Below are 23248 nucleotides of genomic sequence, written 5' to 3' on the forward strand. Positions count from 1 at the left end.
CAGTGTATTTTCGCGTGCCATGCCAGCCAAAGCAACACGCAGCGGGAATTCGCGGTGAACCAACAAAAACTGCTCGGCGCCGACTTTCTGCGGGCCGCTGCCTGCATGATGGTGCTGCTGCATCACCTGGCGTTTCGCATGCCCGCGGACAAGGTGCCCGAACTGCTCCAGGGGCTGCAGGGCTTTCTGGTGATGGGCAGCTTCGGGGTGACGGTGTTCTTCATGCTGAGCGGGTTCCTGCTGGCGCGGCCATTCTGGGTGGCGCTGGACAGGGGCGATCCGATGCCGAATCTGCGGATTTATGCGCTGCGCCGCGCTGCGCGGATCCTGCCGGGCTTCTGGCTCGCGCTCGTCGTGAGCCTGGTGTTCAGCATCACACTGGGCAATTCGGTGTTCGATGGTCAGCAGGCGATCCGCTTCCTCGCTGGGTTCCTGCTGCTAGGCGATTGGCACTGGATGACGCTGTTTCCCGTCGACAATAATGGGCCGCTTTGGTCCATCGGTTTCGAGGTAACCTCCTATGTGCTGCTGCCGTTCTGCCTTGCGGCGCTGTTTGCGCTGGGAGTGAAAAGCTGGCGGGCCCGCCTTGCCTGGATCGGTGTCGTCGCGCTGGCGCTGCTGGCGCACTGGATGGTGGTGCAATGGGCGCCGATCGACGAGGTCGGGCGCGGCTGGAAGCACGGGCTCCTGGGCGGCGCCAAGGCATGGATGCCCCGGTTCAATCCGCTCGGCTTTTTTGCGATCTTTGCGCTGGGCGCATTGGCCAGCGGGGTGCAGGTCAAATTCGCCGGCATGCGGCACTGGCTGTTCGATGTGATCGGGCTTGGTGGCATTGTCGGCGCCGGCGTGACCATGGCGGCCCATATCGGCGGGCTGAACGAGGGGTATGGCTGGTTTGGAATCCCCTATGCTTTCCCGTGGATGCCAGTGGCGGTCGGAACGACACTGGTAGCCCTGCCCTCCTCCGTGCTGACGGGCCGCTTGCTGGATAACCCGATCAGCCGTTTCATCGCCGCCATCTCATTCGGCATCTATATCTGGCACTTTCTCGTGATCTGGCTGTTGGAGCGGCTGGTGCCGCCGAGCTTCGATATGGGACGCGACGATGCCTGGACGATCTGGCTCTGGTCGAGTGCCGCCACGGTTCTGATCAGCTTTGCGATAGCGACAGTCAGCTTCTATGCCCTCGAGCGCCCCGTGGTGCGTTGGGCGCGCACGCTGGAGCCTCGTCCCTCAAGGCGCGAGGCGGCACCGGCCGGCGCCTAGTTCAACAGCGCTATCGAGAGATTGAGCAGCGTGGCGAAAGCAACCCAGGCGGCATAGGGCACGAACAGCCAGGATGCCAGCCTGTCCTGCCGCCGTGCGGTGATGATGAAGGCGATGATCGCAGCCAGAAGGACGATGATGATGGCGAAGGCGCCCCACAGCATCTGGCCGATGAACCACACGGGCGACCACGCCCAATTGAGCAGCATCTGCGCAACCCACAGCTTCATGGGCGTGCCGGAGCGATCGGTCATCCAGATGCGCCAGCCGGCAATGCCGATCAACACGTAAAGCGTGAACCAGACGGGTCCAAACACCCAGCCCGGTGGGTTGAAGGGCGGTTTCGCGAGGCTTTGATACCATTCGCCCGGCGCCGACAAACTGCCGATCCATGCGCCGACGCCGACCACGATGACAATGAAGGCTGCAAGGATCAGCCAGGAACGGGGTGTTCGGTAGTCGGCTACGGCAGAAGTCATCTCGGAAACGCCCGTTCTGGTTAAACTATCCAGCCAGAACGTCGCTCGCGCCTCGGAGGTTCATCCGGCTATGCAGTGCGCCGCATGGCGTTGAGATAGAACCCATCCGTCTGCGTCAGCCGCGGGGTCAGCGCCACCCCCGATTGCGCTGTCACCGCACCCGCTGGCGGCTCCGTGCCGAAAGCGGCTTGCCATAGATCAGCCGGCGGTATCGCTTCGAAACCAGCATGCCGGCCCAGGAAGGCCGCGATCTGGTCATCGTTCTCTTCCGGCAGGATGGAGCAGGTGATGTAAACCAGCGTGCCACCGGGCTTCAGAAACTGCACCGCGTCGTCGAGAATCGCGGCCTGTTCACCCATGCGCTGCTGCAGCAGTTCGGGCGTGAGTTTCCATTTGGTATCGGGACGGCGCCGCCAGGTGCCGGTCCCGGTGCAGGGCGCATCGATGATGACGCGGTCGATCTTGCCCGCAAGATCGTCCAATGCACCCGGGTTAGGCGCGCGGACCTGAACATTGCGAGCCCCGTTGCGCTTGAGGCGATCATAGATGGGCGCCAGCCGATTGCGGTCGCTGTCGAAGGCGAAAATCTGCCCCTTGTTCTCCATGGCGGCGGCGAGCGCCAGGGTCTTGCCACCGGCGCCAGCGCAAAGGTCGAGCACCTGCTCGCCCGGCTTGGCCCCGGCAAGGAGAGCCACTATCTGGCTGCCCTGATCCTGCACCTCGAACCAGCCCTTGAGATAACCCTCGTCTGTCGTGACGTTCGGCGTACGCGCATCGCGGGGACCGGCCGGCATGGTGATGCCGAGCGGCGAGATGGCGGTTTCCCTCGGATTGAAACGAGCCAGCGACTTGAGCACGCGCTCGCGCTGCGACTTCAGCGTATTGGTGCGCAGGTCTAGCGAGGGGCGGCCGGCCATGTCCTGCCCTTCGGCGATCCAGTTGTCATCGAACGCCCGCTGCAGGGACGGCGCGAGCCATTCGGGTAAATCCGCCAGGATGTGCGACGGCGTACTATCGGGCAGCTGCCCGACAAGGCGCGCCTTCTCGTCATCGCTGAGTGGCTCGGGCGCATGGTTGTCTGCGGCAAAGCTCTCGCTCAGGGCCGCCGGGTCCTCGTTCCAGTCGCGCACGGCAACGGCCAGCACCAGCGCGCGCGGACTGTCACTGCCCATCAGGGCTGCGTGCGAAGCGCGGTGTCGCAGGGCGTCATAGACCAGATTGCCGATGGCGGCGCGATCCCCTGCCCCGGCGAAGCGGTTGTTGAGCCCCCAGGCCTTCAGCGCCTCCGAGACGGGACGCTTGCGGGTCTCCACATCGGTGAGGACTTCGATTGCTGCAGAAAGGCGGCCTGGCAAGCGCATCAGATACTCGGGGCTAGAATAACAAGGCGAAGCACGAGCCATAGCCAGAGAAGGCCAAGGACCGCAAGGCCGGCGGTATAGGCGGCGAAGCGCTGGCGCACATCGTTGGACGTCAGGTGGATGAACGCATGGACATAGCGCAGCGCCACAAACAGCCAGGCGAAGACCACTTCGGCCCAACCCGGAGCGCTGGCAAACAGGGCCAGTAGCGCGGCAACATAGAAAAGCACCGGCAGCTGAAACTGATTGTCGAAGCTGTTGGACAATATCCGCGCCCGCAAGGGATAGGCGGTCCGTTCGACGGCGATATCCTTGACGGCGATCTCGCCGGACATGACGCGCGGCACGCGTTCGCGGCCCATCAGCAGCAATATGACTATGGTGAGCAGCACCTGTGCGGCAATGGCGAGAATGAGCAGCCTGGCTGTAAACGGCAAGAGCAAGCTCCACTGGTGATTCAAGGCTCGGGGCTAAGCCCTTGTAGCTGAATCGGTTCCACCAGGCATTCGATCTTGCCGCCGGAAGAGGAAATGCTGGCCGAGGCCGGTTTCTCCGGCATCAGCCTGTTTTATGCGGGGCTAAGCTTCCGCGGCTGGATCAGCTACGCCGTCTGAGACTTAGCGAGCGCTGCGATAGTTCGGCGCTTCGCGCGTGATGGTCACGTCGTGGACATGGCTCTCATTGAGGGCCGCGCCTGAAATCTTGACGAACACCGAGTTGTCGCGGAATTCCTGCAGATTATGCGCGCCGGTATAGCCCATCGAGGCGCGCAGCCCGCCCGCAAGCTGGTGCAGAACAGCGCCCGCAGCACCCTTGTAGGGCACCTGTCCTTCGATCCCCTCGGGCACCAGTTTCATCTGGTCACGCACATCCTGCTGGAAGTAGCGGTCGGCAGAACCCGAGCCCATTGCACCCACCGAGCCCATGCCGCGATAGGATTTATAGGAGCGGCCCTGATAGAGGTAGACCTCGCCGGGGCTCTCGTCGGTACCCGCCAGGAGTGAGCCGACCATCACGCAGGAAGCGCCGCCCGCCAGTGCCTTGGCCATGTCGCCTGAGAATTTGATTCCGCCATCGGCAATGACGGGAACGCCATGCTTGGCGCCTTCTTCGGCACAGGCCATCACCGCCGCCAGTTGCGGCACGCCGACGCCCGCGACGATGCGGGTGGTGCAGATGGACCCCGGGCCGATGCCGATCTTCACCGAGTCGGCACCCGCCCCGATCAGGGCCTTGGTGGCCTCGGCGGTGGCGACATTGCCCGCGACGATGCGGGTGGAATTGCTTTCGCGCTTCACGCGCTCGACGGCTTCGGCAACCCGGACGGAATGGCCGTGGGCAGTGTCGATGACCAGCAGGTCGACGCCCGCATCGATCAGCGCCAGCGAGCGCTCGAACCCCTGATCGCCAACGGTGGAGGCGGCGGCAACGCGCAGGCGGCCCTGTGCATCCTTGACCGCGTGGGGGTTGAGCTGGGCCTTTTCGATATCCTTGACGGTGATGAGCCCGGTGCAGCGGCCATCGGCATCGACCACGAGAAGCTTCTCGATACGATGCTTGTGCAGCAGCACCTTGGCCTCGTCCTTGCTGACGCCGTCGCGGACGGTGATGAGGTTTTCGTGGGTCATCAACTCGCTGATAGGCTGTGCCGGATTGGACGCAAACCGCACGTCGCGGTTGGTCAGGATACCGACGAGCCGCCCGATGGCGCGCCCGCCTACCCCGCCATTCTCGACCACCGGAATGCCCGAAATCCGGTTGGCCTGCATGAGCGCCAGCGCGTCGGCGAGCGTTGCATCGGGGCCGATGGTGATCGGGTTGATCACCATGCCGCTTTCAAAACTCTTGACCATGCGAACCTGCTCGGCCTGCTCGGCTGCGGTCAGGTTCTTGTGGATCACGCCGAGCCCGCCGGCCTGCGCCATGGCGATGGCCATCGCGCTTTCGGTGACCGTATCCATGGCCGAGGAAATGATGGGAAGATTGAGCGCTATGTCCTTGGTGACATAGGTGGAAATATCGGTTTCGCCGGGCAGGACATCGGAGCGGGCGGGCTGCAGCAGCACGTCATCGAAAGTGAGAGCCGCATCGCCGGTGATAGTGGTGATAATCTTTGCCAAGGCCAGACCTTTCCGGACTTCTGAGTTGATCAGAAATGTTGGGGTATGAACCGGATGGTCGCGGGGGATCGCCGGGTTCAGGTTGGCGAGGGTGAATAGCACCGGGCGAAAGGCTTGGGAAGGGGGCGGACGGAATGGCGGGCATGCTTTTGGGAGGTGGGCGATTTGAGGTCCGCTGACTTTGCGCCCTTTCCAATTGCACCACCGCGTCTTCAATTGCACCCACCGCGTCATTCCCGCGAAAGCGGGAACCTCACTTCCTTCGGCACAAATGCAGGAATCCCGCTTTCGCGGGAATGACACCGTGGCTGGCAACCGAAACCAAGGTTCAGGCTTTCGCGCGTGTGCCGCCCGGTCCATAGTGCCCCCGCCGCATTCGCGGCCGCTTGCGATTCCCCTCCGGTTCAATGCTCAAGATTCGTGTCACTCCGCTGATCCTGGCTGTCGCCCTGTTCATGGAGCAGATGGATTCGACCGTCATCGCCACCTCGCTTCCCGCGATCGCGACCGATATCGGGACCGAGCCCATTGCGCTCAAGCTGGCACTGACCGCCTATTTCGTGGCGCTGGCCATCTTCATTCCCATCAGCGGGTGGATGGCCGACCGGTTTGGCGCCAAGAACATCTTCCGGCTGGCGATATTCGTATTCATGCTGGGGTCGGTTGCCTGTTCGGTGTCGTTTTCGCTCGAAACCTTCGTCATGTCCCGGTTCTTCCAGGGCATCGGTTCCTCGATGATGACCCCGGTCGGCCGCCTGCTGCTGGTCCGCTCGACGCCGCGCAACGAGCTGGTGGCGGCAATGGCCTGGTTGACCATACCGGCGCTGATCGGGCCTATGACGGGGCCGCTGATCGGGGGATTCCTGACCACCTATCTCAGCTGGCACTGGATATTCTGGATCAACATTCCCATCGGCATTGCCGGGATCATTCTGGCCGGCATTTTTCTCAACGTGCCCGATGAGCGCAATCCACGGCCGATCGATTTTGTCGGTTTCATTCTGGCCGCGCTGGCCTTTTCGGGGACGGTGTTCGGCCTGTCGGTGGTGAGCCTGCCGGCGCTGCCCATCATCTATGGCTATCTGACCCTTGCCGTCGGCGTCATTGCGGGCATCCTCTATCTGCTCCATGCCAGGCGCACGACCTACCCCCTGCTCGATCCGGCGCTGTTCCGCCATCGTCTGTTCCGGACCTCGATCGTCGGCGGCTCAGTGTTCCGCATCGGGGTCGGCGCGGTTCCGTTCCTGCTGCCGCTGATGCTGCAACTCGGCTTTGGTCTCACCCCCTTCCAGTCGGGCGCGATAACCTTCGTCTCGGCCATCGGCGCCATCATGAGCAAGTTCGTCGCCGAACGGGTATTCGTCCGCTTCGGCTTTCCGCGCATGCTCGGATTCTGCGCCCTGTTCGGCGGCCTGCTGATCGGCGCGCAGGGGATTTTCAACGCCGAGACGCCGGTGCCAATCATCATGGCAGTGCTGCTGGCCGGCGGCGTCCTGCGCTCGGTTTTCTTTACAGGCAACAACGCCCTGGGCTATGCCGATATCGCCGACGACGAGGCGAGCCAGGCCACCGCCATCGTCGCGGTAGCCCAGCAGCTCAGCATAGCCTTTGGCGTCGCGGTGGCAGGCGGAATACTGGAAGCAAGCACGCTCCTGCGCGGCGGCGAACTGGCCGTCATCGATTTCCAGATCGCCTTCTTCGTGGTCGGCGGCCTGAGCACGATGGCAGGCTTGACGTATCTGTGGCTACCAGCCGACGCCGGCAGCAATGTATCGGGCCACCGGGCGGTTCGGCTGGCGAAGGAATAGAGGCCGGGTGCCCAGCCTCCCACCGGCTTCCGCTTCACACCGCCGCCACCACCGTATGGCGGGTGAGTGAGGACTAGCCCCATCCTCAGCGTCATTCCCGCGAAAGCGGGAATCTCACTTGCTGCACCATGAAAGTGGGATTCCCGCTTTCGCGGGAATGACGTTCTGGTTGAGACATACGCGGTGGTGGACGTGAGGCGGCGGTTGCCCGACGATACTGTCACTGATGTTTCGGGCAGTACGGGCGGACCCAGTAGACCTCATCACCCATCAAACCCAACGCGCCGTAGCCCCCTACCGATCATACTCCCCATCTCCAGGAACCGTCTCATTCCGCCCCTTGAACCCCTTAGCGATCAAATACGCCTCGGCAGAATCAGCCCGGCTTGAGGGCGGCTTGGCGTGAAACGTGCTGCGGAAATGGCGCTTGAGCATATGCAGCAGCTCATGCTCCGTGCCCCCCTGGAACACTTTGGCCACAAACGTGCCATTCGGCGCCAACACATCCAGCGCGAAGGCCGCCGCGATCTCGATCAGCTGCACGATGCGTAAGTGGTCCGTGGGACGGTGTCCGGTCGTCGGCCAGGCCATGTCGGACATGACGAGATCGGCCTTCTTGCCGCCCATGGCATCGATCAGCATTTGCGGCGCGTCGTCCTCGGTGAAATCCTTCTTGAACAGGATCACGCCGGGGATAGGGTCCATCTCCAGATAATCGATACCCACCACCAGCGGATTGGCGTCGGTGGAGCCTACCGCCTTGGCCGCAACCTGGCTCCAGCCACCCGGCGCTGCGCCGAGATCGACCACCCGCGTGCCTTTGTGGAAAAGCTTATGCTTTTCGTCCATTTCCCTGATCTTGAACGCCGCCCGGGAGCGATAGCCCTCGGCGCGCGCACGCGCGACATAGGGATCGTTGAGCTGGCGTTCGAGCCATTTGGTGGAACTGACCTTGCGACCCTTCGCCGATTTCACGCGGATCTTGAGGTCCTTGTCGGACTTGCGTCCGCCGGTGCCCAGAGCTTTATCCACCATTGCCATTCCTCCGGGGATAGCGACTTGCCCGCGATGACGCCCGATCGGCGTCGATGAGTGATATCAGAATACCTTCGCGCAGGCCCCGGTCGGCAACGCGGACCCGCTCGGTGGGCCATTCGCGCCTTATGGCTTCGAAAATGGCACAGCCCGGCAACACCAAATCGGCCCGATCGCGTCCGATGCAGGAATGGGCAACCCGGCGGTCAAACGACATGCCGAGCAGAACCTTCATGGTCTCGTCGACTTCGCCACGCTTCATCCAGAGGCCATCGACCTTTTGGCGCTCGTAGCGCTCAAGGCCAAGATGCAGGCCAGCCAGCGTCGTCACCGTGCCCGAGGTGCCGATCAGGTGAACCGGATGATTGGCGATCATCTGGCGCAGCTTCTCGCGGCCGCGGAACTGGCGCAGATGCTCGGACACGAAAGCGACCATGGATTCAAAGATTTGCGGCGTGACGTTCACCCCGCCGAACTTCTCGGCGATGGACACAACGCCAACCGGCAGTGATTGCCAGGAGCGAATCGAAGCCGACATGCGGCCCTGCGATTTGGGGCGGCCGCCGCGGAAATCGAGCCATGCCAGTTCCGACGATCCGCCACCGATATCGAACATCAAGGCACCGGCGGCCGAGCCTTCGATCAGGTCGGCACAGCCGGTGACGGCCAGTTCCGCCTCGGTGCGGCGATCGACGATTTCCAGCTCGATACCAAGCTCTTCCTTCACCCGGTCCAGGAACGCCTGGCCATTTTCGGCGGCCCGGCAGGCTTCGGTCGCAATCAGGCGCATGCGCGCCGGCTGGTGCTCGCGCAGCTTGTTGCGGCAGTGCCGAAGCGCCTCCATGGTCCGCTCCATGGCACTTTCCCCAAGGCGGCCGGTGACCGACACGCCTTCGCCCAGGCGGACGATGCGGGTAAATCCATCCAGCACGCGAAAGCCATGGTCATGGGGGCGGGCGATCAGCAAGCGGCAATTATTGGTGCCAAGATCGAGGGCGGCATAGATAGGTCCGCGATGCCTGCGCGGATGGGGGGCGGGTGAAGTCCGCTTGTCCGCCTCGAGCCGGGGCATGGTGTCCCCTGCTCTCCCCGCCAATCCGGAAACGGACGGGGCACGGATTACCGGCTCGTCAACAGACGAGAGCACGGCAGCGGACCGATCGGAATCGGTCACGGTAAGCTCCTGACGTGCGCGGTCGCGTAAACCGGCTCACCGGATCGCGCCCGACGCACTATTATTGCGTGTCAGGAACCAAGGTAATGCAACGGACCATTCCGCGCAATGGCGTGGCAAGCGATCTGCAAATGTTCACGCCGTTCAGGTGTCAGACGCGCTCAAGAGCGACGGCGATGCCCTGCCCCACCCCGATGCACATAGTGGCAAGAGCCCGCTGCTTGCCGGTGAGCGACAGCTCCAGCGCAGCCGTGCCGGTGATGCGGGCGCCGCTCATGCCCAGCGGGTGCCCCAGCGCGATGGCGCCGCCATTAGGGTTCACGCGTGGATCGTCTTCGGTAATGCCCAATTGGCGCAGCACGGCAATACCCTGGCTGGCGAAGGCTTCGTTGAGTTCGATGATATCGAAATCACTGGCATTCAGGCCCAGACGGGCCAGCAGTTTCTGGCTTGCAGGAGCCGGCCCCATGCCCATGATGCGCGGAGCGACACCGGCCGTAGCACCGCCCAGAATACGCGCGATAGGCGTCAGCCCGTGCTTCCTTGCAGCCGCTTCGCTGGCCACGATCAGCGCTGCCGCGCCATCGTTGACACCCGAGGCGTTGCCCGCCGTCACGGTGCCATTGGGAAAAAGCGGCCGCAGCTTGGCGAGCGTTTCCATGGTTGTCCCGGCTCGCGGATGCTCGTCCTTGTCGACGCTGATCGGATCGCCCTTTTTCTGGGCGATGCTGACGGGAACGATCTCCCGGCCCAGCCGGCCATTGGCCTGGGCGGCGACGGCGCGTTCCTGGCTGCGGACGGCAAAAGCGTCCTGTGACTCACGCGAGACGCCAAAGTCTCCGGCAACGTTCTCACCGGTTTCAGGCATGGAATCAACGTCATGCATCTGCTTCATCAAGGGGTTTACGAAGCGCCAGCCGATGGTGGTGTCGTAGATCTCGGCGTTGCGCGAAAACGCCGTCCCGGCCTTGGGCATAACGAACGGCGCGCGGCTCATGGATTCCGTGCCGCCGGCGATCACCAGTTCGGCCTCGCCCGCCTTGATCGCCCGCGCGGCCATCAGCACGGCGTCCATGCCGGAGCCACACAGCCGGTTGATCGTGGTGCCCGTAACCCCTACCGGCAGCCCCGCCAGCAGCAGGCTCATGCGCGCAACGTTGCGGTTGTCCTCGCCCGCCTGGTTGGCATTGCCGAAAATCACGTCATCGACGGCGTCCCAGTCGACCCCCGCCTGCTCGGCCATTAGCGCCTTGAGCGGCACCGCGCCCAGATCATCAGGGCGCACGGAAGACAGCGCGCCGCCGAAACGGCCGATCGCAGTGCGCCGATAGGCGCAGATAAAAGCTTCACTCATTGCAAATTCTCCGGCGCGGATAGATCACGAATTTCGCCCTGAACCAGCAGTTCCGCCCCGGTCAGCGCCTGCAACTGCTCAAGGCTCATGCCGGCCAACTTCTCACGCAGCACGAAACGCCCGTTTTCGATGTCGATCACCGCCAGGCTCGTATAAACCCGCGTGACGCAGCCAACCCCGGTCAGTGGCAGGCTGCAGCGCTTGACCAGCTTGGGCCGGCCATCCTTGGTGACGTGGTCGGTGATAACAGCGACGCGCTTGGCGCCATGCACCAGATCCATCGCCCCGCCCACTGCGGGCACGCCCTTTGGCCCCGTGCTCCAGTTGGCCAGATCGCCATTCTCGGCCACTTCGTAGGCACCCAGGATGGCGACGTCGAGGTGCCCGCCCCGCACCATGGCGAAGCTGTCGGCGTGGTGGAAAAACGCGGCGCCGGGCTTCAGCGTCACGGCCTTCTTGCCGGCATTGATCAGGTCCCAGTCCTCTTCGCCCGCTGCGGGGCTTTCACCGAAATTCAGAATTCCGTTCTCGGTGTGGAAGATGGCCTGCCGCCCCGGCGGCTGGAACTTGGCGACCATTTCGGGGAAGCCGATACCCAGATTGACGTAGGAATCATCCTGGATGTCCTGCGCGGCGCGCCAGGCGATCTGGGCGTTGGAGAGTTTTTCGGTCATGAATAGGCCACTCCGGCGCGCATCAGCGCCTCTTCCTGTTGTGCATCGGCAATTTCGATGATCCGGTCGACGAACAGGCCGGGGGTAACCACCTGCTCGGGGTCGATTTCGCCCGGCTCGACCACACTTCTTGCCTGCACGATGGTCAGCGTTGCGGCCGACGCCATTAGCGGCGAGAAATTGCGGCCGGCTTTGCGATAGGTCAGATTGCCGTGGCGATCGGCCAGTTCCGCCTTGATCAGCGCCACGTCGGCCTTGAGCCAGCGTTCCTGCACATAATTGCGGCCATCGAACTCCCCCACCGGCTTGCCCTTGGCAAGGTCGGTGCCGTAGCTCGTGGGTGTGTAGAAGGCCGGAATGCCCGCCCCGCCGGCACGAATGCGCTCGGCAAGCGTGCCTTGCGGCACCAGTTCAAGCTCGATTTCGCCGGCCAGGTATTTCTCGGTGAAAGCACGCGGATCGGCCGAACGGGGGAACGAGCAGATCATCTTGGCGACCATGCCCGCATCGATCATCGCGGCAATACCAACCCGGCCATTGCCGGCATTGTTATTGATAATAGTCAAATTCTTGGGGCTGCCGGTGCTGCGAAACCGGTCGATCAGGGCGTGGATCAACTCGATGGGGGCGCCGGACCCGCCGAACCCTCCGATCATCAGGCTCATGCCATCTTCGATGCCCGCCAGCGCTTCGGCGAGATCCGCGACTGTCTTGTCCATGTCCATCCTCTTTCGGCTCCGCTGCTATTTCGGCGTGCTTCCGAGGTAACCACCCGCCGCTTGGCTCGCAAGCCGGATTGTGCGATATGCTGCTTTTGTTGACATATCGCACAACAGGAGTTTGCTTTGGCCACGCTTGAGCGCGACATCATGGGCGGCCTTGCCAAGGGGCTGGCGGCCATCGAAACCTTCACCCCCGAGCGGCCACGCCAGTCCATCGCCGAAGTGTCCGCGACCTCGGGCCTCGACCGGGCAACAGCCCGGCGGTGCCTGCTGACGCTGGCGCATCTTGGCTATGCCGATTACGACGGGAAGTTCTTCACCCTCACCCCGCGCATCCTGCGACTCGGGACAGCGTGCCTCGCCACCATGCCGCTGCCGCAGATGGTGCAGCCGCTGCTGGATCAGCTATCCGATGAGTTGGGCGAGAGCTCCTCGGTCTCCATTCTCGACGAAACCGAAATCGTCTACGTCGCCCGCGCCGCGCAGCGCAAAGTCATGTCCATCGCCCTGATGCCCGGCTCGCGCCTGCCCGCGTTCTGCACATCCATGGGCCGCGTCATGCTCGCCGCCCTGACACCTGAAAAGGCCCGGGCAGTCCTGCTCGCATCGTCCCCGGCGGCACGAACACCCCACACCCTCACCGACCCCGAAGCCATCATGGCGGCCCTCGTCGATGTTCGCACCAAGGGCTACGCCCTGATCGACCAGGAGGTGGAACTGGGCCTGCGCTCCATCGCCATACCCATTCTCAACGCCCGCGGCACCACGGTCGCGGCCATGAACATCGGCGTCCCAGCTACCCAGCGCAGCGTCGAGGACCTGACGAGCTACCTCCCCGCCATGCGCCGCATCCAGCGCGAATTGCAGTCCATGCTGCGCTAGAGCAGCTCCAGCTGGTCGAGCAGCGCCAGACCCAGCCGCAGGCTCGCCCCCGTATTCACCACCATCTGCGGCAGCGTCAGCCATTCCAGCGTCCACGCCGCGCCGGATCGCTCGTATTCATGCACCATGGCCTGCTGCAGCGTACCCGCCAGTCCCGCATTGGCCCGCGCCAGCGCCACCAGCACCTCGGCATTCACCGGGTTGGATTTGTGCGCCATGGCCGAGGACCCACCGCCGCCTTCCAGCCGCACGGCCGCTACTTCGTTCTGCGCCAGCAAGGCAATATCGGCCCCGATCTTGCCCATGCTGCCGCTGATCAGCGCCAGCAGATTGCCCAACCCCACGATGGGGTCGCGCGTCGCCTGCCAAGGCGGCGCCAGCCCCAGGTCCAGCCGCCTCGCAAGCGCCGCAGCAATGGCGTCCCCCCGCCCCTCGAAACTGCCGCGATCGCCCACCGGTCCGCCCAGTTGCACCACCAGCAGCGTCCTGCGCATGGCCCCCAGCGCCCGCAAATGCCGCTGCAATGGCTCCCGCCAGCTCGCCAGCTTGGCACCCCAGCTGGTCGGCAACGCCATTTGCATCCGGGTATGCGCCATCAGCTCACGCCCGCCCGCAGTTTCCGCTAACCCATCAAGTTTCCCCAGCAAGCCGCTGAGCCGCTCTTCGAAAACGTCGAACACCCCCACGAGCTGCAGCATCAGCGCAGTATCGATGATGTCCTGGCTGGTCGCCCCCTTGTGCAGTGCAACCCGATGCGGCTCGACAACCCGCGCCCGCAATTGCCGCACCAGCGCCGGCACCACGACGCCATCCTGCGCCATGCCCGCCGCCAGCCCATCCCAATCGGGCGCAAACTCCTCGACGGCCGCAGCCACCGCAGCCGCGGCATCATCCCCGATCCAGCCGCAATCGGCACTCGCCTCCGCCAACGCCCGCTCAACTGCCAGCATCGCCGCGATCTGCGCTTCGTCCGAAAGCAGCAGGGAAATTTCGGCATCGCCCGCAAGGGCATGGAGCAAGGTGTTCATGTCAGCCACTATGCCAAGCTCAGACGTCGAAGAACACTGTTTCCTTGTCGCCTTGCAGGTAGATGTCCAGCACATAGCGCGGCAGTGCCCCCTCCTCCCGCCGCGCAATCAGCGTCTGCCGCCGGCGCGGGTCGGCGATCCTGTTGAGCACGTAATCGGCCGCATTGGCCTCGGTTTCATCGGCGAAGTAAAGCCGCGTCTGCAGCCCGATATTGATGCCCCGCGCCACGATCCACAGGCTCACATGCGGCGCCATCGGCTTGCCGTCCGGCCCAGCCACCGGCCCCGGCTTGATGGTCTGAAACGTAAAGACACCATCGCCATTGACCGGCTGGCGGCCCCAGCCGCTAAAAGCCGGCGCCGAGTTGGAATTCGGCCCCATCGGCGCGGCGAACGCCCCCGCCGCGTCGGCCTGCCAGATTTCCACCACGGCATCGCCAACCGGCGAGCCAGCCCCGTCGACGATGCGCCCGACGATCTCGATCCGCTCGCCCACCGTGTCGGGCGTCAGCATGGCCAGCCCCGGATCGGCGTCATAGATGCCGCGGATTTCGGCAAAATTCGGCGTCATGCCGATATGGACATATGGCCCCGCCGTTTGCGACGGCGTTTCCCGCAGGGTCGGAACAGGGTGCAACATCAGTTCCCCTCCAGCTTGTTTTCAAACATGGTCGAGCGGCGTCCGCGCAGCACGATATCGAAACGATAGGCCAGCGAATCCATTGGCGTCGTGTTGTGGCGGTCGAGCCGGGCAATCAACTGGTCGATCCCCGCCTTGTCCGGCACCGTCGCCACGATGGGGCATTGCCAGATCATCGGGTCGCCCTCGAAATACATCTGCGTAATCAGCCGCTGCGCAAAGGCGTGGCCGAACACCGAAAAATGGATATGGGCGGGGCGCCAGTCATTGCCGCCATTGGGCCAGGGATAGGCGCCCGGCTTCACCGTGCGGAAGGAATAGAACCCGTTTTCATCGGTGATGGTGCGTCCGCAGCCGCCGAAATTAGGGTCCAGCGCCGCCAGATACCCCTCCTTCTTGTGACGATACCGCCCACCGGCATTGGCCTGCCAGAATTCCACCAGCGTATTGGGCACGGCACGGGCATTTTCGTCCAGCACCTGGCCGAAAACGATCATGCGCTGGCCAATGGCCTCGGTGCCATCCTGGCTGTAGTTGCGGATCAAATCGTTATCGAGCGCGCCCAGCATGGAGTGGCCAAATGTCGGCCCCGTCAGCTCGCTCGCCGTAGCGCCAATGGCCAGCAGCGGCTGGCGCGGCGCGCGAAACGTCGTGCTCTTGTATCCCGGCGTATTCGCCGCAGGGTGCCAGCTATGATCGCGCTGATACAGCGCTCCATCGGCGCCCGGAAGCATGATGGAACTCATTTGCCCGCCTCCCGCTTGGCCAGTTCTTCCTTGGCAATCCTGAAGGCGCGGTTTGCGGCGGGGACGCCGGCATAAACGGCAACGTGCAACAATGCCTCCTTGATGTCGTCGGGCGTCGTGCCCGTATTCACCGTGGCCCGAACATGCATGGCCACTTCCTCATCATGCCCCAGCGCCGCCAGCAGCGCGATGGTCAACATCGAGCGCTCGCGCTTGCTCAGGCCTGGCCGCGACCACACCGAGCCCCAGGCGCCTTCGGTGATAAAGGTCTGGAAATCGTCGTCGAACGCCGTCTTGCGAGCCGTCGCGTTGTCGACATGGCTCTCCCCCAGCACGGATCGGCGCGTCGCCATTCCGCGTTCAAAGATTGGGCTATCTGCCATGGCCGACCTCGCTCAGGAAAGTGTTGAACAACCCGGCCAGAAGCTCGGGCTGCTCGATGGAAGGAATGTGCCCCACGCCGGGGATGATCTTGAACTGCGCACCCGCAATGCGCTCGGCCGTCGCCCGCACCAGCTCTGGCGTCGTCGCGAGGTCCGCTTCGCCAACGACGACCAGCGTCGGCAGATCGATGGCGGCGATTGCCTCAGTCAGGTCGGTGTCGCGCAGCGTTGCGCAGGTGCCGGCATAGCCATCCGCCGCCGTCCGCCGCAGCATATTGCGCCAGCCGGCAATCGCGTCCCTGTTGGCCTCGCGATAGCCTTGCGAGAACCAGCGCTCCACCAGCGCATCGGCCAGCGATGCCATGCCGCCACTTCGCACCGCTGCTATCCGGTCGTTCCACAAATCCTTGCTGCCGATCCGCGCGGCCGTATCGCAGAGGATCAAGGCACTCAGACGCTGTGGCTGCGCCAGCGCAAAGCCTTGGGCAATCAGCCCGCCCACAGACACGCCGGCCAATGCCAGTTGCTCGATACCCAGATGATCCAGCACCGCGGCCAAATCGGATACATGCTCGCCAAGGCTGTACGCGCCCGCAGGCGCATCGCTGAGACCATGCCCGCGCTTGTCATAGGAAACAACGCGGTAATGCGGCAGGAGGCGGTCAATCACCCCCTCCCAGATGCGTGCATCGGTGCCCAGCGAATTTACCAGCGCCAGCGCCGGGGCATCCTCTCGCCCCTCTACCGAATATCGCAGCACCACATCGCCGTTGCGCACAAATCCCATGATCCCTCCCCGCGCCATCGCATCCGGTGTAGTGCCCGGCCGACCATCCGTAAAATGACAACTTGCAATCGCCATATAACTGCTGGCTCATAGAAGCGTCCGTTTTCGCCGACTTTGCACCGCCAGACGGCCAATTCATAACTGGAGACTTCATTGGCCAGACGCTTGATCGACCCCCGGATAAAGCTGCGCCATATCGGCTGCTTCCTGGAAGTGGCGCGGCTCAAGAGCGTGGTGCGCGCCGCCGAAGAACTCAATATCAGCCAGCCGGCCGCCTCCAAGACCATCAGCGAACTCGAAGACATCCTGGGCACGGCACTGTTCGACCGCAGCCACCGCAATCTATTCCTGAGCCCCTTCGGCGAAGTTTTCTATCGCTACGCGGCCACCAGCTTCGCCGCGCTGAAGCAGGGCGTCGATGCGGCCGGCGGCGCGCTGGAGGCCACCATCGTCAAGGTCGGCGCACTGCCCACCGTCTCGGCCCGCATCCTCCCCGCTGCCGTCGAGGCCTTCACCAGCGAGGGCCAGAACGCCCATACCCGCATCATCACCGGCCCGAACGGCTATCTGCTGTCCCTCTTGCGCACGGGCGAGGTCGACCTGGTCATCGGCCGCATGACCGACCCCGAGGCCATGCTGGGCCTGGCCTTCGAGCATCTCTATTCCGAGCGCGTCGTCATGGTCGTCCGCCCCGGCCATCCGCTGCTCGGCATCCGGCAGTTCCACCTGCGCATGATCGAAGGCTATCAGGTGCTTATGCCCACGCCGGACTCGGTCATTCGCCGCCTCGTCGACCGCATGCTGCTCGCCCAGGGCGTCACCAATATCCGCGACGAGGTAGAAACCGTCTCCAACGCCTTCGGGCGCTCATACGTGCGCCAGACCGACGCCATCTGGCTGATATCCCAAGGCGTGGTCGACCGCGACGTCGCTGAACATCAACTGGCGCTGCTACCGGTCGACACCAGCGAGACCACAGGACCGGTCGGGTTCACGACACGCATCGACACCACGCCGACGCTGGCCACCACCGGCTTCATGGAAGCCGTACGCAAAGCCGCAAGCGCCCTGCGCTGAAGCGCTCCACCGAGTCGTTTCCGCATCCCTACCGCGTCATTCCCGCGAAAGCGGGAACCTCACTTCCTTCGGCACAAAAGTGGGATTCCCGCTTTCGCGGGAATGACGCCGCGCCTAAACGATCCCGGAACGCTAGCCCCCTAACCACCCGCCTGCCGCAGCGCCGCCGGCGGCTGGCCCAGCACCCGCTTCAGCATCCGAGAGAAATACGCCGGGTCCTCATAGCCCAGTTCAGCACCGATCTGCTTGATCGGCAGCGAGGAAAACAGCAATTGCCGCCGCGCTTCCAGCGCCACCCGCCGCTCCACCACCGCCAGCGCCGAAATGCCCAGCACTTCGCGGCAGACCCGGTTGAGGTGGGTCTGACTGATGCCGATGTCATCTGCATAATCAGCAATCCGCCGCGTCTGGCGAAAGCGCTGATCCACTAGCCAGCGGAACGCCTGTGCATGCAACACGCTGCGCCGGCTCGCCCTTGTCCCGTCCGTTCCAGATGCGCGCGGTGCCCGTTGAATGGCGACGACCAGCAGCGCGATCCGCGCCCGCATGGCGATGTCATGGGCGGCCCCTGCCCGGTCGGCTTCCTCGATCAGCCGGTCGATGGCTTCGCCGATCTCGCCGCCATCGGCAATGACTTGCGCCGGCAATTCCGCCGCCTCACGGACATCGCGCTCCATAAGCGTTACCACCACGCCGTCGACGTCGTCGCTGAACCGGTAAGCGTGGACGGTCAGCGCCGGCACTATCGCGACGGCGGGCGATGACTGCTCGATCGTCGTACCGTCGAGAGTGACTTCGCCTCTGCCGTCGGTGAGGTGAAGGATCTGGAAGAAGTTCTCATGGCGGTGGGGGGCGATCTGGTAGTCATGCAGGCGGCTGCGGGACTGGATGGTTTCCCAATGCAGCCACTCCTGCTGGCCGGACTCGATCTCGCCGTAGAGCGCGTAGCTCGGTATGGTTTTCATGTTCGGATAGTCCAATAGATTGCGCCCCCTGTCCATTGGAAAAGAGGAAGCAAAGCCGCAGCATGCTTGCCTTAAATGGGAGCAGTACATGCGCACGCACGTGGCAATCATAGGCGCAGGGCCAGCAGGATTGATGCTTGCTCGCCTGCTGGAACTGGCCGGCGTCGATGCCATCATCATCGAGCGCCGCAGCCCCGACTATGTGCTGGGCCGCATCCGCGCCGGCGTGCTGGAACAGGGCACGGTGGAGCTGATGGACCGGGCACAGGCCGCAGAGCGGATGCACCGCGAAGGCCACATTCACCACGGCGTTGAGCTGAGCTTCGACGGCGACCGCCAGCGCATCGACTTCTCCGCACTGGTTGGCCGGCATGTCGTGGTCTATGGCCAGACCGAAGTCACCCGCGACCTGATGGCAGCCCGGCAATTGGCCAGCATTTATGATGCCGAGGATGTCGAACTGCACGATTTCGACGGCAAGCCCTACGTCACCTACCGCAAGGACGGCGCCAGCCACCGCATCGATTGCGACTTCATCGCGGGCTGCGACGGCTATCATGGCGTCTCCCGCCGCAGCGTGCCGCAAAGCGCCCTCACGACCTTCGAGCGGGTGTACCCGTTCGGCTGGCTCGGCATTCTGGTCGACAAGCCGCCAGTCGCCGAGGAGTTGATCTATGCCCATCACAGCAGGGGTTTTGCGCTGTGCTCGCAACGCTCACTGACGCGCAGCCGCTATTATGTGCAGGTGCCAGCCGATGAAGACCCCGGCGCCTGGTCGGATGATCGTTTCTGGGACGAGTTGCGATCCCGGCTCAATCCCGAGACAGCCGAAGCCCTGCAGACCGGCCCCTCCATCGAAAAATCCGTAGCGCCGCTGCGCAGCTTTGTTGCCGAACCGCTGCGGTTTGGCAGGCTGTTCCTGGCAGGAGACGCGGCCCACATCGTCCCGCCCACCGGCGCCAAGGGGCTGAACCTTGCCATGAGCGACGTCGCGGTTTTGGCCGATGCTTTGATCGAGCACTTCATCGAGGGATCGCAAGCAGGGATCGACGGCTACTCAGCCAAGGTCCTCAACCGGATCTGGAAAGCCGAACGGTTCAGCTGGTGGATGACCAATCTGCTGCATACCTTTCCCGACACCGGTGCTTTCGGCCGACGCATCCAGCGAGCAGAGTTCGATTATCTGGCAAGCTCGGTCGCCGCGCAGCAGAGCCTGGCGGAGAATTACGTCGGGTTACTGGGGTGAGTGGGTAAAACCCCAGCCCCCAGTAGTCCTCATGGTGAGCCCGTCGAACCACGAGGGCGTGCCACAATCCACCCCCTAGTGCCCCACCCCCAACAGCCGATCCACCGTCTCCGGCTGCGCCTCCAGCTCCACCGGCGTCCCCGACCACGCCACCCTGCCTCGCTCCAGCACCATCACGCTCTCGGCAAATTCCAACGCGGCCTTGATGCGCTGCTCCACCAGCAGGATCGTCATCGTCTTGCTCGACGCAAGCGCCGTAAACGCCGCCATCAGCTCGTCGCAGATCACCGGCGCCAGCCCTTCGAGCGGCTCATCAAGCAGCAAAATCCTCGGTTGGCCGAGAATAGTGCGCGCCGTCGCCAGCATCTGCTGCTCGCCGCCTGAAAGCTGCGACCCAAGGTTGCCCCGCCGCTCCTTGAGCCGGGGGAACATGGCATAGGCCTCCTCGATCGCCGATTTCGGGCGGCTCTTGAGGCCGGCAAAGAGGTTTTCTTCCACCGTCAGCGACTTGAAAACGGAACGGCTCTGAGGGACATAGCCCAGCCCCGCAAGCGCCCGTGCGGAGCCATCGAGGCCGCTGATCTCGACATCGCCCAACCCAATCGCGCCACCGTAAAGCCGGGTCTGCCCGGCGATGGTGGCAAGCAGGGTCGTCTTGCCCATGCCGTTACGCCCCAGGATGGCCAGCCGCCCGCCGGCCGGAACGGCGAAACTGACGTCTTCAAGGATGCGCGTGGGACCGTAACCAGCGCTGACGCCCCTGACCTCAAGCGACGCTGCGGTCATCGGCATAGCTCCCCAGATAGGCTTCGCGCACGCGTGCGTCCTTGCCGACTTCGGCCGGCGTGCCGTCAAAAATGATCGCTCCAGCCGCCAGCACGACAACGCGCTGCGCAAAGCGGAATACGAAATCCATGTCATGCTCGATCATCAGCACGGCGAGGCCGGGCGGCAGCTGCGCCAGCGCCCGCTCGATCAGCACCGTATCGGAACTGGGCACCCCCGCCGCCGGCTCATCGAGCAGCAACACCTTGGGCCGCAACGCCATCGCCAGCGCAATCTCCAGCAGCCGTTGCTGCCCATACGCGATCTCCGCCACCGGCGTCCGCGCAATCCCCCCAAGCCCCAGCAGTGCTAGAATAGACCCAATCTCCTCCACCACCTCCGGCATAGTTTTGAAATTTGTAAAAAGATGTCCAGATCGTCCAAGCCTCTGCAGGATCGCGAGGGCCACATGTTCCTCCGGGGTCATCTCGGAAAATAGCCGGGTGACCTGAAAACTGCGAACCAGCCCCTGCTTCACGCGCTGCGTGGGCGAGGCTTTCGTCACATTTTGGCCATCAAGATGAACGGTGCCCGAAAGCGGCTTCAGGTGCCCGGTGACCAGATTGACGAACGTCGTCTTGCCGGCCCCGTTTGGGCCGATCAGCGCGATGCGGTCACCCTTCTGCAGGGACAGCGAGACATCGTCGGTAACGGCGAGGCCGCCAAAATTCTTGCGAAGGTTTTTGACTTCGAAAAGGCTCATGACCGGGCTCCCCGCATGCGCTTCCAGATTGCCTCGGCAGCGCCGGTCAAACCCTTGGGCGCGAACAGCACGACGGCGACAAGCAGGCAACCCACAATAGTGAGCCAGTGGAATGGGTTAATGGCGGAAACGCGATCTTCGAACCAGACGAACACCAGCGTGCCGACCAGGGCGCCGAACAGCTTGCCCGTGCCGCCCAGCACCAGCATGACCAGTGCCTCGGCCGACAGGGTGAAGGAGAGGCTGTCGAGGCCCACGACCTTGGTGGCGATCGCAGAGAGCGCCCCACCGAGCCCCGCGACGGCGCCAGCAATGGCATACATCTTGACCAGGGTGAAATAAACCGGCGCACCCATGGCGCGGATGCGGACCGGGTCCTGCTTGATACCGCGGCAGAGCATGCCAAAGGGCGAGCGCACGATGATGCGCAGGACGACGAAGACGACGAGCAGCAGCACGACCGACATGATAAAGGCGGTGCGCCCGAAGAGATCGAAGCGAAACATGCCGAACAATGCCGAGGGCGAGATGCCCGAGAGCCCGTCGCTGCCGCCGGTCCAGCCCGAGAGCTTGTTGGCCGCTTCATGGGCAAGCGACACGACGGCAATGGAGAGCACAAGCTGGCTAAGCCCATGGCCGCGCAGGATAACGAGGCTGGAGATTGCACCAGCCGCCGCGCCTGCAAGCGCGCCGACTGCCAGCATCAGCAGTGGATCGGTTATGCCGAACTTGGCCGCGACAATGCCGGCGGCATAGGCACCCGCGCCGAACAGCGTGGCATGGCCAAGGGTTGCGACGCCGGAATAGCCGGTGACCAGATCGAGCGACAGCACCAGCAGCATCATTGCGACGATGCGCGTCAGGAGCGCCAGATTACTGGGAAACAGGAAAAACAACGCCACGGCGACAGCGGCGAGAATCAGCACGGCGACGAGATCGCGCGTGACGGACCGACGCCACAGAGGTGTCGAAGCGGATGGGTTCAAGGTCGTTTCGCTCATTTGCTACGGCCCATCAGGCCATTGGGGAAGACGCAGACGATGGCGATCACGGCGAGATAAAAGAAGAACTCGCCATATTCGGGCATCAGATAGCGTCCCGTGGTTTGTACGGCGCCAAGCAACAGCGCCGCGACCAGCGCGCCGGTGATGGACCCTGCCCCGCCGACCGAAACCACGACAAGGAATGTCACCATGTAGTGCAGCGCGTAATAGGGCTCGATGGGGAGCAATTGGGCCCCGACGACGCCGCCCAGCGCGGCAAGGCCCACGGCCAGCGCGAAGCTGACGGCATAGATGATCTTGGTCCTGATTCCGAGCGCCCCGGCCATGGCAGCGTCATCGACGGAAGCGCGCAGGCGCACGCCGAACGGAGTGCGCTCGATGATGAACCAGAGGGCAATTGCCACGACGACACCAACGGCGGCGGCAAACAGCTTGTGCGCGGCGATGGTGCGGAACCCCAGGTCAACCGGGCCCTGCAACTGACTAGGCAGCGCTATGGTCTTGAGCGTTGGGCCCATGGCGAAATTGGCAATGCCGATAATGGCAAAGGTGATGCCGATGGTCATCAGCACCTGGGTAAGTTCGGGCGCGCCATAGATGCGGCGATAGAGGAAACGCTCCAACGGCACAGCGACCAGCATGGTGCCGAGGACGGCGGCAATGATGGCGACGCCGAAGGGCAAGCCCATCTGCTGGGTGGCATAGGAGGCGATATAGCCACCGATCATGGCGAAGGCGCCATGAGCAAGGTTGACCACCTTCATCAAGCCCATGGTGACGCTGAGGCCGATGGAGATGATGAACAGCACCATGCCGTAGGACAGAGCATCCGCGCCGATGGAGAGTATGGTTTGCAAGGAAAACCTTTCGGCTTGAGGTAGACGCGTGATTAAGCCGCAGCGCTGCCCTCGGACTTGATCCGAGGGTCACTTGCAATGCAAGCACGAGCGACGCGAGGTCCTCGGGTCA

Annotated in this window: 24 protein-coding genes; 5 read left to right on the forward strand and 19 right to left on the reverse strand. The window is 63.7% G+C overall.

The features are described from left to right. The first annotated feature begins 54 nt into the window (after window positions 1-54). The gene (locus C8264_RS06530; RefSeq protein ID WP_245892964.1) at window positions 55-1266 is read left to right on the forward strand and encodes an acyltransferase family protein; all 1212 of its coding nucleotides are present in this window, start codon (window positions 55-57) and stop codon (window positions 1264-1266) included. On the opposite strand, the gene C8264_RS06535 is transcribed toward C8264_RS06530, so the two are convergent. The 4 genes from C8264_RS06535 to guaB form a co-directional block, all read right to left on the reverse strand. Next, entirely contained in the window at window positions 1263-1745 is a 483-nt protein-coding gene (locus C8264_RS06535; protein ID WP_108460164.1) for a TspO/MBR family protein, read from the reverse strand. The genes C8264_RS06530 and C8264_RS06535 overlap by 4 nt on opposite strands. Window positions 1746-1813: 68 nt before the next feature. After that, window positions 1814-3106: an RsmB/NOP family class I SAM-dependent RNA methyltransferase gene (locus C8264_RS06540; protein WP_108460165.1), complete on the reverse strand. Its 1293-nt coding sequence runs from the start codon at window positions 3104-3106 to the stop codon at window positions 1814-1816. Beyond that, window positions 3106-3543 (reverse strand): MAPEG family protein, encoded by a 438-nt coding sequence (locus C8264_RS06545; protein ID WP_162783491.1) that lies wholly within the window; start codon window positions 3541-3543, stop codon window positions 3106-3108. Before C8264_RS06545 ends, C8264_RS06540 begins: the two co-directional genes overlap by 1 nt. 180 nt (window positions 3544-3723) lie before the next feature. Beyond that, window positions 3724-5226, reverse strand: coding sequence for an IMP dehydrogenase (gene guaB, locus C8264_RS06555; protein WP_108460167.1), 1503 nt, complete (start codon window positions 5224-5226; stop codon window positions 3724-3726). Between the two features lie 431 nt (window positions 5227-5657). Here guaB and C8264_RS06560 point away from each other — a divergent pair, with 431 nt between their 5' ends. Next, entirely contained in the window at window positions 5658-7034 is a 1377-nt protein-coding gene (locus C8264_RS06560) for an MFS transporter (protein ID WP_108460313.1), read from the forward strand. A 294-nt stretch (window positions 7035-7328) separates the two neighbouring features. On the opposite strand, the gene C8264_RS06565 is transcribed toward C8264_RS06560, so the two are convergent. The 5 genes from C8264_RS06565 to C8264_RS06585 form a co-directional block, all read right to left on the reverse strand. Next, window positions 7329-8069 (reverse strand): RlmE family RNA methyltransferase, encoded by a 741-nt coding sequence (locus C8264_RS06565; protein WP_108460168.1) that lies wholly within the window; start codon window positions 8067-8069, stop codon window positions 7329-7331. After that, a complete protein-coding gene (locus C8264_RS06570) occupies window positions 8059-9243 on the reverse strand; it encodes a Ppx/GppA phosphatase family protein (RefSeq protein WP_245892966.1) in 1185 nt (394 codons plus the stop codon). Before C8264_RS06570 ends, C8264_RS06565 begins: the two co-directional genes overlap by 11 nt. A 151-nt stretch (window positions 9244-9394) precedes the next feature. Continuing rightward, a complete protein-coding gene (gene pcaF, locus C8264_RS06575; protein WP_108460170.1) occupies window positions 9395-10597 on the reverse strand; it encodes a 3-oxoadipyl-CoA thiolase in 1203 nt (400 codons plus the stop codon). After that, complete coding sequence (locus C8264_RS06580) at window positions 10594-11271, reverse strand: 3-oxoacid CoA-transferase subunit B (RefSeq protein ID WP_108460171.1); 678 nt, start codon at window positions 11269-11271, stop codon at window positions 10594-10596. The genes pcaF and C8264_RS06580 overlap by 4 nt, the downstream gene beginning before the upstream one ends. Next, window positions 11268-11990: a 3-oxoacid CoA-transferase subunit A gene (locus C8264_RS06585; RefSeq protein ID WP_108460314.1), complete on the reverse strand. Its 723-nt coding sequence runs from the start codon at window positions 11988-11990 to the stop codon at window positions 11268-11270. Before C8264_RS06585 ends, C8264_RS06580 begins: the two co-directional genes overlap by 4 nt. A gap of 150 nt (window positions 11991-12140) precedes the next feature. Here C8264_RS06585 and C8264_RS06590 point away from each other — a divergent pair, with 150 nt between their 5' ends. Further along, window positions 12141-12875, forward strand: a complete 735-nt coding sequence (locus tag C8264_RS06590) for an IclR family transcriptional regulator domain-containing protein (RefSeq protein WP_205245636.1) — start codon at window positions 12141-12143, stop codon at window positions 12873-12875. On the opposite strand, the gene C8264_RS06595 is transcribed toward C8264_RS06590, so the two are convergent. The 5 genes from C8264_RS06595 to pcaD are packed head-to-tail and all read right to left on the reverse strand — an operon-like array spanning window position 12872 to window position 16459. Next, window positions 12872-13903, reverse strand: a complete 1032-nt coding sequence (locus tag C8264_RS06595) for a 3-carboxy-cis,cis-muconate cycloisomerase (protein WP_108460173.1) — start codon at window positions 13901-13903, stop codon at window positions 12872-12874. The genes C8264_RS06590 and C8264_RS06595 overlap by 4 nt on opposite strands. Before the next feature lie 19 nt (window positions 13904-13922). Further along, the gene (pcaG, locus tag C8264_RS06600) at window positions 13923-14543 is read right to left on the reverse strand and encodes a protocatechuate 3,4-dioxygenase subunit alpha (RefSeq protein ID WP_108460174.1); all 621 of its coding nucleotides are present in this window, start codon (window positions 14541-14543) and stop codon (window positions 13923-13925) included. Further along, complete coding sequence (gene pcaH, locus C8264_RS06605; protein ID WP_108460175.1) at window positions 14543-15289, reverse strand: protocatechuate 3,4-dioxygenase subunit beta; 747 nt, start codon at window positions 15287-15289, stop codon at window positions 14543-14545. Before pcaH ends, pcaG begins: the two co-directional genes overlap by 1 nt. Further along, entirely contained in the window at window positions 15286-15672 is a 387-nt protein-coding gene (pcaC, locus tag C8264_RS06610; protein WP_108460176.1) for a 4-carboxymuconolactone decarboxylase, read from the reverse strand. Before pcaC ends, pcaH begins: the two co-directional genes overlap by 4 nt. After that, a complete protein-coding gene (pcaD, locus tag C8264_RS06615; RefSeq protein WP_108460177.1) occupies window positions 15662-16459 on the reverse strand; it encodes a 3-oxoadipate enol-lactonase in 798 nt (265 codons plus the stop codon). The genes pcaC and pcaD overlap by 11 nt, the downstream gene beginning before the upstream one ends. Before the next feature lie 165 nt (window positions 16460-16624). Between pcaD and pcaQ the strand changes: the two genes are divergently transcribed. After that, the gene (pcaQ, locus tag C8264_RS06620; protein ID WP_162783502.1) at window positions 16625-17536 is read left to right on the forward strand and encodes a pca operon transcription factor PcaQ; all 912 of its coding nucleotides are present in this window, start codon (window positions 16625-16627) and stop codon (window positions 17534-17536) included. A gap of 140 nt (window positions 17537-17676) precedes the next feature. Here the strand turns inward: pcaQ and C8264_RS06625 are convergent, their stop codons facing one another. After that, the gene (locus C8264_RS06625; RefSeq protein ID WP_108460315.1) at window positions 17677-18501 is read right to left on the reverse strand and encodes a helix-turn-helix domain-containing protein; all 825 of its coding nucleotides are present in this window, start codon (window positions 18499-18501) and stop codon (window positions 17677-17679) included. Between the two features lie 88 nt (window positions 18502-18589). Here C8264_RS06625 and pobA point away from each other — a divergent pair, with 88 nt between their 5' ends. Then, complete coding sequence (gene pobA / locus C8264_RS06630) at window positions 18590-19747, forward strand: 4-hydroxybenzoate 3-monooxygenase (RefSeq protein WP_108460179.1); 1158 nt, start codon at window positions 18590-18592, stop codon at window positions 19745-19747. 75 nt (window positions 19748-19822) lie between these two features. On the opposite strand, the gene C8264_RS06635 is transcribed toward pobA, so the two are convergent. The 4 genes from C8264_RS06635 to C8264_RS06650 are packed head-to-tail and all read right to left on the reverse strand — an operon-like array spanning window position 19823 to window position 23136. Further along, complete coding sequence (locus tag C8264_RS06635; RefSeq protein WP_108460180.1) at window positions 19823-20533, reverse strand: ABC transporter ATP-binding protein; 711 nt, start codon at window positions 20531-20533, stop codon at window positions 19823-19825. Then, window positions 20514-21275, reverse strand: coding sequence for an ABC transporter ATP-binding protein (locus C8264_RS06640; protein WP_108460181.1), 762 nt, complete (start codon window positions 21273-21275; stop codon window positions 20514-20516). The genes C8264_RS06635 and C8264_RS06640 overlap by 20 nt, the downstream gene beginning before the upstream one ends. Continuing rightward, window positions 21272-22276 carry a branched-chain amino acid ABC transporter permease gene (locus tag C8264_RS06645; RefSeq protein WP_108460182.1) on the reverse strand — a complete coding sequence of 335 codons (1005 nt, stop codon included), beginning with the start codon at window positions 22274-22276 and terminating at the stop codon, window positions 21272-21274. The genes C8264_RS06640 and C8264_RS06645 overlap by 4 nt, the downstream gene beginning before the upstream one ends. Then, window positions 22273-23136, reverse strand: a complete 864-nt coding sequence (locus tag C8264_RS06650; RefSeq protein WP_108460183.1) for a branched-chain amino acid ABC transporter permease — start codon at window positions 23134-23136, stop codon at window positions 22273-22275. Before C8264_RS06650 ends, C8264_RS06645 begins: the two co-directional genes overlap by 4 nt. Window positions 23137-23248: the final 112 nt, after the last annotated feature.

The organism is Devosia naphthalenivorans (assembly GCF_003056355.1).
Classification (GTDB): Bacteria; Pseudomonadota; Alphaproteobacteria; order Rhizobiales; family Devosiaceae; genus Devosia; species Devosia naphthalenivorans.

Coding starts and splice junctions, on each gene's coding strand:
- C8264_RS06645 (WP_108460182.1), bottom strand. CDS start 22,276: ATGAGCGAAACGACCTTGAACCCATCCGCTTCGACACCTCTGTGGCGT.
- C8264_RS06640 (WP_108460181.1), bottom strand. CDS start 21,275: ATGAGCCTTTTCGAAGTCAAAAACCTTCGCAAGAATTTTGGCGGCCTC.
- C8264_RS06625 (WP_108460315.1), bottom strand. CDS start 18,501: ATGAAAACCATACCGAGCTACGCGCTCTACGGCGAGATCGAGTCCGGC.
- pcaF (WP_108460170.1), bottom strand. CDS start 10,597: ATGAGTGAAGCTTTTATCTGCGCCTATCGGCGCACTGCGATCGGCCGT.
- C8264_RS06565 (WP_108460168.1), bottom strand. CDS start 8,069: ATGGTGGATAAAGCTCTGGGCACCGGCGGACGCAAGTCCGACAAGGAC.
- pcaG (WP_108460174.1), bottom strand. CDS start 14,543: ATGTTGCACCCTGTTCCGACCCTGCGGGAAACGCCGTCGCAAACGGCG.
- C8264_RS06590 (WP_205245636.1), top strand. CDS start 12,141: ATGGGCGGCCTTGCCAAGGGGCTGGCGGCCATCGAAACCTTCACCCCC.
- pcaD (WP_108460177.1), bottom strand. CDS start 16,459: ATGGGATTTGTGCGCAACGGCGATGTGGTGCTGCGATATTCGGTAGAG.
- C8264_RS06635 (WP_108460180.1), bottom strand. CDS start 20,533: ATGACCGCAGCGTCGCTTGAGGTCAGGGGCGTCAGCGCTGGTTACGGT.
- C8264_RS06540 (WP_108460165.1), bottom strand. CDS start 3,106: ATGCGCTTGCCAGGCCGCCTTTCTGCAGCAATCGAAGTCCTCACCGAT.
- pobA (WP_108460179.1), top strand. CDS start 18,590: ATGCGCACGCACGTGGCAATCATAGGCGCAGGGCCAGCAGGATTGATG.
- C8264_RS06595 (WP_108460173.1), bottom strand. CDS start 13,903: ATGAACACCTTGCTCCATGCCCTTGCGGGCGATGCCGAAATTTCCCTG.
- C8264_RS06535 (WP_108460164.1), bottom strand. CDS start 1,745: ATGACTTCTGCCGTAGCCGACTACCGAACACCCCGTTCCTGGCTGATC.
- C8264_RS06585 (WP_108460314.1), bottom strand. CDS start 11,990: ATGGACAAGACAGTCGCGGATCTCGCCGAAGCGCTGGCGGGCATCGAA.
- pcaH (WP_108460175.1), bottom strand. CDS start 15,289: ATGAGTTCCATCATGCTTCCGGGCGCCGATGGAGCGCTGTATCAGCGC.
- pcaC (WP_108460176.1), bottom strand. CDS start 15,672: ATGGCAGATAGCCCAATCTTTGAACGCGGAATGGCGACGCGCCGATCC.
- C8264_RS06580 (WP_108460171.1), bottom strand. CDS start 11,271: ATGACCGAAAAACTCTCCAACGCCCAGATCGCCTGGCGCGCCGCGCAG.